12 protein-coding genes are annotated in these 10468 nt (G+C 65.6%); 7 read left to right on the top strand and 5 right to left on the bottom strand.

All coding sequences use genetic code 11. The features are described 5' to 3' along the window. Both rho and trxA read right to left on the bottom strand, forming a co-directional pair. A partial coding sequence (rho, locus tag ABNS06_RS03130; RefSeq protein WP_348672512.1) for a transcription termination factor Rho occupies positions 1 to 849 on the bottom strand: 849 nt, incomplete at its 3' end. A 468-nt stretch (positions 850 to 1317) separates the two neighbouring features. Then, positions 1318 to 1647 carry a thioredoxin TrxA gene (gene trxA, locus ABNS06_RS03125; RefSeq protein WP_348672511.1) on the bottom strand — a complete coding sequence of 110 codons (330 nt, stop codon included), beginning with the start codon at positions 1645 to 1647 and terminating at the stop codon, positions 1318 to 1320. Positions 1648 to 1934: 287 nt separating this feature from the next. Between trxA and ABNS06_RS03120 the strand changes: the two genes are divergently transcribed. Continuing rightward, positions 1935 to 3239: a DEAD/DEAH box helicase gene (locus tag ABNS06_RS03120; RefSeq protein ID WP_348672510.1), complete on the top strand. Its 1305-nt coding sequence runs from the start codon at positions 1935 to 1937 to the stop codon at positions 3237 to 3239. A 6-nt stretch (positions 3240 to 3245) separates the two neighbouring features. Here ABNS06_RS03120 and ABNS06_RS03115 read toward each other — a convergent pair whose 3' ends face one another. Continuing rightward, positions 3246 to 3923, bottom strand: a complete 678-nt coding sequence (locus tag ABNS06_RS03115) for an HAD-IA family hydrolase (protein WP_348672509.1) — start codon at positions 3921 to 3923, stop codon at positions 3246 to 3248. 20 nt (positions 3924 to 3943) lie between these two features. Here ABNS06_RS03115 and cysQ point away from each other — a divergent pair, with 20 nt between their 5' ends. From cysQ to ABNS06_RS03085, 6 genes are all read left to right on the top strand, one after another. Continuing rightward, on the top strand, positions 3944 to 4741 hold the full coding sequence (gene cysQ / locus ABNS06_RS03110) for a 3'(2'),5'-bisphosphate nucleotidase CysQ (protein ID WP_348672508.1): 798 nt from the start codon (positions 3944 to 3946) through the stop codon (positions 4739 to 4741). Continuing rightward, positions 4738 to 5268, top strand: a complete 531-nt coding sequence (locus ABNS06_RS03105; protein ID WP_348672507.1) for a hypothetical protein — start codon at positions 4738 to 4740, stop codon at positions 5266 to 5268. The genes cysQ and ABNS06_RS03105 overlap by 4 nt, the downstream gene beginning before the upstream one ends. A gap of 20 nt (positions 5269 to 5288) precedes the next feature. Continuing rightward, positions 5289 to 5774: a hypothetical protein gene (locus ABNS06_RS03100; RefSeq protein WP_348672506.1), complete on the top strand. Its 486-nt coding sequence runs from the start codon at positions 5289 to 5291 to the stop codon at positions 5772 to 5774. 63 nt (positions 5775 to 5837) lie between these two features. Further along, entirely contained in the window at positions 5838 to 6899 is a 1062-nt protein-coding gene (locus tag ABNS06_RS03095; protein ID WP_348672505.1) for a hypothetical protein, read from the top strand. 55 nt (positions 6900 to 6954) lie between these two features. Further along, the gene (locus ABNS06_RS03090; RefSeq protein ID WP_348672504.1) at positions 6955 to 8037 is read left to right on the top strand and encodes an SMP-30/gluconolactonase/LRE family protein; all 1083 of its coding nucleotides are present in this window, start codon (positions 6955 to 6957) and stop codon (positions 8035 to 8037) included. Positions 8038 to 8056: 19 nt separating this feature from the next. Continuing rightward, entirely contained in the window at positions 8057 to 8401 is a 345-nt protein-coding gene (locus tag ABNS06_RS03085) for a histidine triad nucleotide-binding protein (protein ID WP_348672503.1), read from the top strand. Positions 8402 to 8623: 222 nt separating this feature from the next. Here the strand turns inward: ABNS06_RS03085 and ABNS06_RS03080 are convergent, their stop codons facing one another. After that, positions 8624 to 8836, bottom strand: coding sequence for a SlyX family protein (locus ABNS06_RS03080; protein WP_348672502.1), 213 nt, complete (start codon positions 8834 to 8836; stop codon positions 8624 to 8626). 7 nt (positions 8837 to 8843) lie between these two features. Next, a complete protein-coding gene (locus tag ABNS06_RS03075; protein WP_348672501.1) occupies positions 8844 to 10412 on the bottom strand; it encodes an HD domain-containing phosphohydrolase in 1569 nt (522 codons plus the stop codon). Positions 10413 to 10468: the final 56 nt, after the last annotated feature.

The raw sequence follows: 10468 nt of genomic DNA, 5'->3' as shown, positions 1-10468 counted from the left end.
CTTGCCGGAGCTGGGTGCCACGGTGTTGTACGCACGGGCCAGACGGGTGATGGAGTCGAGCAGGATCACGACGTCCCGCTTGTGCTCAACCAGGCGCTTGGCCTTCTCGATCACCATTTCGGCGACCTGCACGTGGCGAGTCGCCGGCTCGTCGAAGGTCGAGGAGACGACCTCGCCGCGCACGGAGCGCTGCATGTCGGTCACTTCCTCGGGTCGCTCGTCGATCAGCAGCACGATCAGGTAGGCATCGGGGTAGTTGGCCGCGATGCTTTGCGCGACGTTCTGCATCAGCATGGTCTTGCCGGCCTTGGGCGGCGAGACGATCAGGCCGCGCTGGCCCTTGCCGAACGGCGAGACGATGTCGATGATCCGTGCCGTGATGTCCTCGGTGCTGCCGTTGCCGAGTTCCATGACCAACTGTTCTTCCGGGAACAGCGGCGTGAGGTTCTCGAACGGCACCTTGCGCTTGGACTGCTCCGGCGTTTCACCGTTGATGGTGTCGACCTTGAGCAGGGCGAAGTAGCGCTCGTTGTCCTTGGGCGTGCGAATCTGTCCGGTGATGCTGTCACCGGTACGCAGGCCGAAGCGCCGGATCTGCGACGGCGACACGTAGATGTCGTCCGGGCCGGCCTGGTAGGAGGCCTCCGGCGCGCGCATGAAGCCGAACCCGTCGGACAGGATTTCCAGCACGCCGTCGCCGAAGATCTGCTGGCCCATCCGCGCACGGGCACGGATGATCTGGAAGATCACGTCCTGCTTCTTGGTGCGCGAGACATTCTCGATGCCCATCGCCTCGGCTTCCTCGATCACCTCGGAAGCGGTCTTGGACTTGAGCTCGCAGATGTTCAGCGGCGGGCCGTCGTATTCCGGCACCGGTTCGGGCTGCTGATCGCGGTTGCGCCGTCCGCGGCGGCGTCGGCCACCGCTCTGGTTGTTATTGTTGTTGTTCTGGCCGCCGCGATTGTTGCGATTGTTGCGGTTGCCCGGCTGGTTGTCGTCGTCGCCGTCATTCTGAGCGGCGTCCGAGTTGTCACCGCCATTGTCTTGCGGTGTGTCGTCGCCACCCTTGTTGTCGGCAGGCGCGGCATGGCCGCCCTTGTCGGAGGGCTTTTCGGAATCGGAGGCAGCATTGGCGTCGGCAGGCTCCACGGCCAGCTTCACCTTCTTGCGTGGTTTGCGTTCCGCCTCGTTGCTTGTCTCCGGGCGTTCTGCGACGTCGTCTACGGCGGTCTCTTCTTTGGTCACCGGGTTTCTACCGTGAGAGGGATCAGATTCAATTCGAAAGTCGAGGGGCCGGCAGGGCCGGCCCCGAATGGTTCATGCCAGATGCTGATCGAGAAAATCCGACAGCTGGGCCTTGGACAGCGCGCCCACCTTGGTGGCGGCGACTTCGCCGTCCTTGAACAGCATCAGCGTGGGAATGCCACGGATGCCGAACTTGGGCGGCGTGCCCGGATTTTCGTCAACGTTGAGCTTGGCGATCTTCAGACGGCCCGCGTAGTCGCTGGCCACTTCTTCCAACACCGGCGCGATCATCTTGCAGGGGCCGCACCATTCGGCCCAGTAATCGACCAGCACGGGCACCGACGACTGTTTCACGTCCGTGTCGAAGCTGGCGTCGGTCACGACAGCGATGTTCTCGCTCATAACAACTCCTAAAGCAAACATGGATGGATTGCGGCCCCAGGTCCGCAACGCCAGAACAATGGAAGCGACGACCCTTCGTCGGAAGGGTGTCATCCGTCCCGCCGCGAACATGGCGTTCGCAGGGCGGCGACGCAAGCTGATGTGGGGAAATTGAATAACGTTGTGCGCTGGCGTGATGGCGCGCACTGGATAAATCGTATTGGAGCCCACTTTTGTTACCATTGCAAGTCGTTTCGGGTGACGCCTCTGTCGCACCCTCACTTGCACTCTTCAGGTTTCTCCTGCGCATGGCCGACGCCGCACATCTCTCGGAGACCCCGTTCTCCGATCTCCCGCTTGCTCAACCGCTGCAAGCCGCCCTCGCCGAAATCGGCTTTACCCACTGCACGCCGATTCAGGCACAGACCCTGCCCAAGCTGATCGCCGGTCGCGACATCGCCGGTCAGGCCCAGACGGGCACCGGCAAGACGGCCGCGTTTCTGCTCGCGACCATTCACCGGCTGCTGTCGCATGAACCGGAACCGATCCAGAGCGGCTTCACCTGCGCACCCCGGGCGCTGATCATCGCTCCGACTCGTGAACTGGCGATCCAGATCGAGAAGGATGCCGCGACCCTGCTCAAGCAGGTGGACCTGAGCCTGATGGTGGTGTTCGGCGGGACCGGTTACGAATCCCAGCGCGAGGAATTGCGCGCGGGTGTCGACATCCTGGTCGGCACGCCCGGCCGGCTGATCGACTATTACAAGCAGAAGGCCTACACGCTGAGCCGGGCCGAGGCAGTCGTGCTCGACGAGGCCGACCGGATGTTCGACCTGGGCTTCCTCAAGGATATCCGCTACATCCTGCGCAAGCTGCCCGAACCTCAGAAGCGGCTCAACATGCTGTTCTCCGCCACGCTGTCGCATCGCGTGCTGGAGCTGGCCTACGAGCACATGAACGATCCGGAACTGATTCGCGTCGAGGCCGAGACCGTGACCGCGGACCGCGTGCGCCAGACCATGGTGCATGTGTCCAAGGACGACAAGATCGCGCTGCTGATCGGCTGGCTGCGGCAGCATGACCCGCACCGGACGATGGTGTTCATCAACACCAAGCGGGTCGGCGAGCGCGTGGCGGACTGGCTCAACGCCAACGGTTTCGCCACCGCGATCATTTCCGGCGATGTGCCGCAGACCAAGCGCATGCGGTTGCTGGAGCGTTTCCAGAGTGGCGAACTGTCGATCCTGGTCGCGACCGACGTGGCCGCCCGGGGTTTGCACATTCCCGACGTGACCCACGTCATCAATTACGACCTGCCGCAGGACGCCGAGGACTACGTGCACCGCATCGGCCGCACGGCGCGTGCCGGGGCCGAAGGCGACGCGATCAGCTTCTGCTGCGAGGAGTACGTCTACTCGCTGCCGGACATCGAGCGCTACGTGGGCTTCAAGATCGAGACGACGATTCCCGGACCCGAGGACATGGCCACCGATCTGGTCAGGCCGAAGCCGCGCGAGCGCAAGCCGCGGGCCGACGGGAAGCGTCGTGGTGGCGGAGGCGGCGGTCGACGCCGGCGCGGAGGCGGTTCCCGGCCCGCGTCGGGCGGGTCCTGAACCGCGTCAGTCGCGCAACACCTCGGCGAGTGACTCCCCGGCCGGGCCATCGTCCATGGTCGACGGCGGGTGGCGGGAATCCGGGCGGCTGATTCCCCAGACATGCCGGTAGCCGGCGGCCCGGGCGGCATGTCGCACGCGCAGGCTGTCGTCGACGAACAGGCTGCGGTCGGGGTCATGGGGGACTCGCTCCCGCAAACGCGACCAGAACGCCGGATGTTCCTTCGGCGCATCAAAGTCGTGCGAACTCAGCAACTGATCGAACAGCCCGGCAATGCCGGTCTGCTCCAGCTTGATTTCCAGTGTCAGCGGATGCGCGTTGGTGACCAGCCAGACGCTGTGACCGCGCCGACGCGCCTGCTCGATCGCGTCCACGGCCCCCGCAAGCGGGGTTACGCGATGCTGCGTGGCGCGCTTGCGGGAGGCGATGTCCAGCGCAAGCTCGCGGGACCAGTGGTCCAGGCAGTACCAGTTCAGGGTGCCGAAGGCCGCCTCGAAGCGGTCCTCCAGCTCGGGCCGGACGGCATGGAGCTCCTGGCCACGTTCCTGCGCCACTTCGCGCGGAATGTGCTCCTGCCAGAACCAGTTGTCGTAGGCCAGGTCGAGAATCGTGCCGTCCATGTCGAGCATGACCGTGTCGATCTCGTCCCAGTCCGGTGGTGAGGGCGGCATAATGCGGTCCATGCGGCGAGCGATCCGATCCGATGTCTGAAACCCCGGTCAGCCTGCAGGCGCTGGTCGCCGTGGCGCGACGGGCCGGTGACTCCATTATGAAGCACTACGTCGGCGAGTTCGCGGTGAACTACAAGGCCGACCGTTCGCCCGTCACCGCCGCCGACCTGGCGGCGCACCGTGCCATCCTCGACGAGCTGTCGCGATTGACCCCGGACATTCCCTGCCTGTCGGAGGAAGCCGAATCCATCACCTGGGAGCAGCGCCGTCACTGGCAACGCTACTGGTTGATCGATCCGCTGGACGGGACCCGGGAGTTCATTGCCCGCAATGGCGAGTTCACGGTGAATATCGCGCTGATCGAGCAGGGTGATCCGGTGATGGGCGTGGTCCATGCGCCGGCCCTGGGTGAGACCTATTTCGCGGCGCGTGACCAGGGCGCGACCATGCTGACGGCAACGGGAGAGCCCCGGTCGCTGCCGGCATGCCCACCGCGCTCCGCGCGCCCGCGCGTGCTGGTCACGCGCTCGCATCGCTCCGACGCCCTGACCGCCTTGCTGGAGCGTCTGCCGCCGCACGAGGAAGTCGTCGTCGGCAGCGCGTTGAAATTCGGGCGGCTGGCCGCCGGTGGCGGGGAGTTTTATCCGAGGCTGGGGCCGACCTCCGAATGGGACACGGCGGCGGGGCAGTGCGTTGCCGAGGAAGCCGGCGCGCGGATGTGCACGGCGGCGGGTGAGCGGCTGCGCTACAACCAGTCGCCGTCGTTGCTCAATCCGGACTTTTCGGTGGCGGCCGCACCCTGTTTCGACTGGCAGGCGAGCCTGTCGTGAGTCAGGTGCGTGAGAACAACTCCACGGTCGCCGGGTCTGATGCCTCGATGACCGCCTCGACCACCGACATGAACCGCCCCGCCGGGCCCTGGCTTGCGCGGACCGCGCTGCGCCTCATGGACGGGCTGACCGGCGCCTGTCTGGGCGCCCTGTTCTACGGAAGCTGGGGCGTGTTCGCGAATGCGGCGCATGGCATGGACATCGCGCTGCGCTCAGGTTCGGCGCAGGGCACGATGAGTTTTGTCGTGACCCTGACCGGTACCACGCTGATGCACCGGCTTTATGCGGGCGCGGGGGCGCGAGGGTGGCGGGCGACGCGCGCGATTCTCGGCGCACTCGGTATCATCTACGGGTTGATCATTGGCGTGCACTGGTGGCTCGGCACCCCCGAGATTCTCCTGACCCTGGCGCCGGGTCTGCCCATCACCATCGGATTTTGCTTGATCTTTACCATCAGTCTGGTGCGGCTCGATTCCGCGGGGGCGAAACCGCGCCGCGCGGAGTCCGCAAAGGCCGGGCTGGAGTAATCGGGAACAGGAAATAACGCGTGTCCATCAACGCCTTGATCAACGACAACATCGCGACGCTGCGTGAAGCGGACGCACTCCTCGGTTTCCTGTCCGCCAGCCACTACAGCCTGGTCGGACCGCACCTGCGTCATATCGTCGATCACTATCGCTGTCTGCTTGCGGGGCTGCCGGCCGGCGAGGTGGACTACGACGCCCGTGAACGGTGCCGGGAGACGGAGCTGTCGATTGCCAAGGCACGGCGCGTGATCGGCCAGCTGCAGGCCGAGCTGGAGGCGCTGAGTTCCGGGGATGACGTGTCTCTGACGGTGCGGCTGGCGACTGACGCCGATCGGCCCTCCATCGTGTCGCGGTCCTCGCTTTCGCGGGAGCTGCAGTTCGTTCAGGGGCATGCCGTTCATCATTTCGCGTTGATCCGTCACGCGCTGGATTCGCTGGGCACCCAGTTGCCGGACAGCTTCGGCAAGGCGCCGGCGACGCTGCGTCACGAACGCGCCAGCGCCTGAGCCTAGTTTCCTCCGGTGCGGGGTGTGACTTGGCGGACCCGCTGGTCGATCCGACTGGCGCGCTTGCGGCGATGGGAGTTCTGGCCGGGACAGATTTTCTATGTGCCGGTCGTCGCCTTCATTGCCTGGCGTGCGGTGTCCACGTGGCAATGGACCCGCTTCACCGCGGTCAATCCGGGGATCTCCCATGCCGGCGGTCTGATCGGCGAGGGCAAGCACGAAACCCTGAACCCGTTGGCCGAGCGCGCGCCGGATTTCGTCGCGCCGTTCCGTTGTATTCCCGCCGAACTGCCGCCGGCACAGCGCGTGGCGCAGGCGCTCGATTTTGCGAAGACCCTGGATGCGCCCTGGCCGCTGGTGATCAAGCCGGACTGCGGGGAGCGTGGACGCGGCGTGCGGATCGCGCGCAGCGAGGCCGCGGTCCGGGACTATTTCCGGCGCATGCACGAGGCGGTGGTTGTTCAGGCCTTCGTGCCCGGGCAGGAGTTCGGACTGTTCTACATCCGGCGCCCCGGAGAAGCCGGTCGCCTGGTCTCCATCACCGAAAAGCGATTCCCGGAACTGGTTGGTGACGGCCGGCAGTCGCTGCAGGCGCTGATTCTCGCCCACGAGCGCGGCCGGCTGATCGCTCCGCTGCTGTTCGACCGGTTCGCGGATTCGCTTGACCGCGTGCCGGCGGAGGGTGAAGTCGTCGTGCTGGCCGATGTCGGCAGTCACTGCCGCGGATCCATGTTTGTCGACGCTGGCGCGTTGTGCTCAGAGGTGCTGGAGGCACGGGTGCGCGCCCTGGCCGATGCGATTCCCGGGTTCCACTTCGGCCGGTTCGACGTTCGCGCAGATTCCGCCGAGGCGCTGGCGGCCGGCGAGGGGTTCCGCGTGATCGAGGTCAACGGAGCCAGCGCCGAACCCGCTCATGTCTATCAGCCGGGCACGCCGCTCAGGGACGGGTTGCGTGCTTTCTTCGCCATCTGGCGCGACATGATGGACATCGGCGCCGCCAACGTCCGCGCCGGCGCGTCCTGGGTGCGGCCGCTTGATCTGGCCGCCATGGCCTGGCGGGAGCATCACAAGCAGCGCGGCATCGACTGGCCGTCCAACGTGTGGTCGGGCGATCGTTCGCGTTAGCATCGCTGTTCGCGGGGCGACAGAAACCAGCCAGGACACGAGAGGAGATTCACGGATGAAACGCGCGGGCGGCTGGCTGTTCCTGATCATTGCGATTGTCGGCGGATACCTGTTGTTCTATCCGGTGGAGATCGAGCCGGTGAAGTGGCAGGCACCACCGGCTCCACCGCTGGAGAACGACTACGCGCTCAATGCGCGTCTGGCGCAGGTCGAACGTCTGGCCACCGGGGCCGGCGACGGGCCGGAGGATGTCGCGGTCTCCGCCGACGGTGACATTTACACCGGGTACCTGGATGGTCGTGTGGTGCGCGTCGACGGCCACACCGGCGAGGTGACCACATTGGCCGACACCGGTGGCCGGCCACTCGGTATCGGGTTGCTGCCCGACGGTGGTCTCGCGGTTGCTGACGCTTACCGTGGCCTGCTGCGCGTTGGTCTGGACGGCTCGCTGGAAGTGCTGGCGGCGCAGGCCAATGGCCTGGCATTCCGCTTCGCCGATGACCTGGATGTTGCCCGTGACGGGACGGTCTACTTCTCCGACGCATCGTGGAAATACGGCATGGAGCATCTGCTCGCGGATTTCCTCGAGCATCGCGGCACGGGACGGTTGCTGCGCTACAACCCGGACGGAACGGTCGACGAGTTGCTGCAGAACCTCTATTTCGCCAACGGGGTCGCGCTCGGTCCGGATGAACAATACGTGCTGGTCAACGAGACCGGCGCGTATCGCGTGACCCGCCTGTGGCTCAAGGGGCCGCGCGCCGGGGAGCGGGAGGTGTTCATCGACAACCTGCCCGGATTCCCGGACAACATCAGTTTTGATGCGCAAAGCGGCGTTTTCTGGCTGGCGCTTTACGGGCCGCGCGACTCCGCGCTGGATGCGACCGCGGACAAGCCGTTCCTGCGCAAGCTGATCTACCGTCTGCCCGAGTTCCTGCACCCGATGCCGGCCCATCTGGGCTTCGTGCTGGGTGTGGACACCGACGGCCGGATCGTCGCCAACCTGCAGGATCATGGTGACGGCGCCTACGGGCCGGTGACCTCAGCGGAGCGGGCCGGCGATCACCTCTATCTGGGCAGCCTCAGCGCCGATTCGCTTGCCAGGCTTTCCATCGATGACGCACTCTCCGGCGACTGACCACTGACGCGACGATCCGATGGCGGAAATGACCCTGTTCGAAAAGATTCTGGCCGGCGAGATTCCCGGCGACATGGTGTACGAGGATGAGCACTGCGCCGCGTTCCGGGATATCAACCCCGCGGCCCCTGTGCATGTCCTGCTGGTGCCACGCAAGCCGATTCCGCGGCTGGCCGACGCCTCCGGGGACGACGCTGGCCTGCTCGGACATCTGCTGCTCGTCGCGCCGAAGATCGCGGCCGCGGAAGGGTTCGGTGATGCGTTTCGACTGGTCGTGAACAACGGTGCCGATGCCGGTCAGAGCGTGTTTCACCTGCATCTGCACATCATCGCCGGCCGCCCGCTCAAATGGCCACCGGGGTAAGCCGGATCAGCAGAAGCACAGCTTCTGCCCGGCGAACGCCCGCCATGGATGGCGGGCCGGAGAGCGTTGATGTCTTGAAGGGCAGGAGGCCCGACAAGCGCGGTTGCTGAACCTGATCACCCGCGAAGGCGCACGCAAACGGTCTGCCGAATCACACCCGACAGCCGCCTGTCCCGACTAAGTAGCGCCTACCAACAGTGCGAGCAAACCGCCCATCCGCGATCAATAATGCGGCGGCACCTCATGCCCCGTCTGCGCCTCGCCACCGGACTGCTCGGCAGCCTCCATGCGCTGCTTCATCCGACTCAGCTCCAGCTCCAGCGACTGGATCAGACGTTGCTGTGCGTAGAGCGCATCGCTGAGCTGGCGCAGTGCTTCGTCCTGGTGGGCGTGCAGCGCTTCCAGATTCGCGATGCGGTGGTCGTCGGAGGTCACGTTCGCGTCAGTCCTTGAGGCGCTCGCGCACGGCCAGAATGTCGTCGACGGCCTCGAAGAAGGCATCGACGACGCGTGGGCTGAAATGGCGGCCGCGCTGCTCCTTGAGGAATGCGAAGCAGCGATCCAGCGACCAGGCCGGCTTGTAGCAACGCTTGCAGCTCACGGCATCGAACACGTCGGCAATGGCCGTGATCTGGGCGAAAATATGGATATCGTCGCCGGCCAGGCCGTACGGATAACCGGTGCCGTCCCATTTTTCCTGATGCTGCAGCGAGATCAGCTTGGCCGCCTGCAATATCGGTCGCTCGTAGCCGGAGAGGATCGCCGCGCCGATTTCGGGGTGCTTCTCCATTTCCGTGCGCTCCTCGTCGGTAAGCCGGCCTGGCTTCTTGAGGATGGCGTCGGCGATGGCGATCTTGCCCAAATCGTGCAACGGCGAGGCAAGCCGGAGCACCTTGGACTCCTCTTCCGGGATGCCGAGCCGCTGGGCGATCAGCTGCGAGTATTCGCCAACCCGGCGGACATGGTTGCCGGTCTCCATGGAGCGGGCCTCGATCGCCTCGCTGACCAGCAGGACGATATCCTCCTGGCTGCGTTCCAGATCCACGTTCAGCGCGATGGCGTCGCGCGCCAGCGATGCGTTGCGGCAGAACAGCTGGATCAGCTCCCGGTCGACCTCGCGTTCGGCGGCCTCGACGTTGACCAGGAACAGGCGCGGGGCGCCCGTCGCGGATTCCGAATAGGTGCAGTAGTAGGTGGAATCACGCCAGTCGCAGCGTTCGCGCAGGCAGCGGGTCATCAGCTCCGTGGCCGAACGGGGCAGGGCGGAGACCCCCACTCGATTGGCGAGGTCGAATTCACCACTGGCGGCGATGACCTCCAGATGCTCCGGGTCGCTACCGCCGTCGACGACGATGGCGGAGCCGCCCTGAACCATGACCGAGGATTGTCCGCCCACGACCAGTCGCGACAGCTCGGACAGCATCCGCTGTTCGGCGACCGGCAGGTCGTGGTTACGCGCCATGTCGGACAGGGCGTCGAGGATGTCGCGCAGGCCCTCGGTGTGGGCCGCGATGCGCTGGTTGGCCTTCTCCAGCGCACAGATCTGCTCGAAGGAGCGCAGTGCCGTCAGCACGGCCGTCTTCAGTCGTGTCGCGGTCTGGAAGGATTTCTCCTCGTAGCCGTTGATGTCGTAGTCGCGCACGGTGTCCCAGGCCGGTGCGAGACCAGGCTGTCCGGTGCGGACGATCAGCCGCGTGCGCGATTCGCCCAGCGTTTCGCGGATGTAGCGGACGAGGTCCAGCCCGGCCTCGTCGCTTTCCATGACGACGTCAACCAGGGCGACGGCGTAAAGCGTGTGGCGCAGCATTTCGCCAGCCTGCTCCGCGCTCTCGGCCGAGTGCAGTTCCAGCGGGCGGCCGGCGTGTTCCAGGCCCGCCAGTGCCAGGCGCGTGACGCTGTGGATGTCCGGGTCGTCATCGACCATCAGGACCTTCCACGTTTCCGCCGTTCCCGCTTCGGGATACGTCGTCGGGTTGTCTTCAACCGCGAACTCGAATTGTTCAGATGGCATCAGCGGGACTCGTTTCCGGAAGGCTTGTCGACGCCCGTGGCGGCGGGGTGTCCTGA

The sequence above is a fragment of the uncultured Abyssibacter sp. genome, from assembly GCF_964000955.1.
Lineage (GTDB): Bacteria > Pseudomonadota > Gammaproteobacteria > Nevskiales > OUC007 > Abyssibacter.
This window is presented reverse-complemented; position numbering and strand designations above follow the sequence as displayed.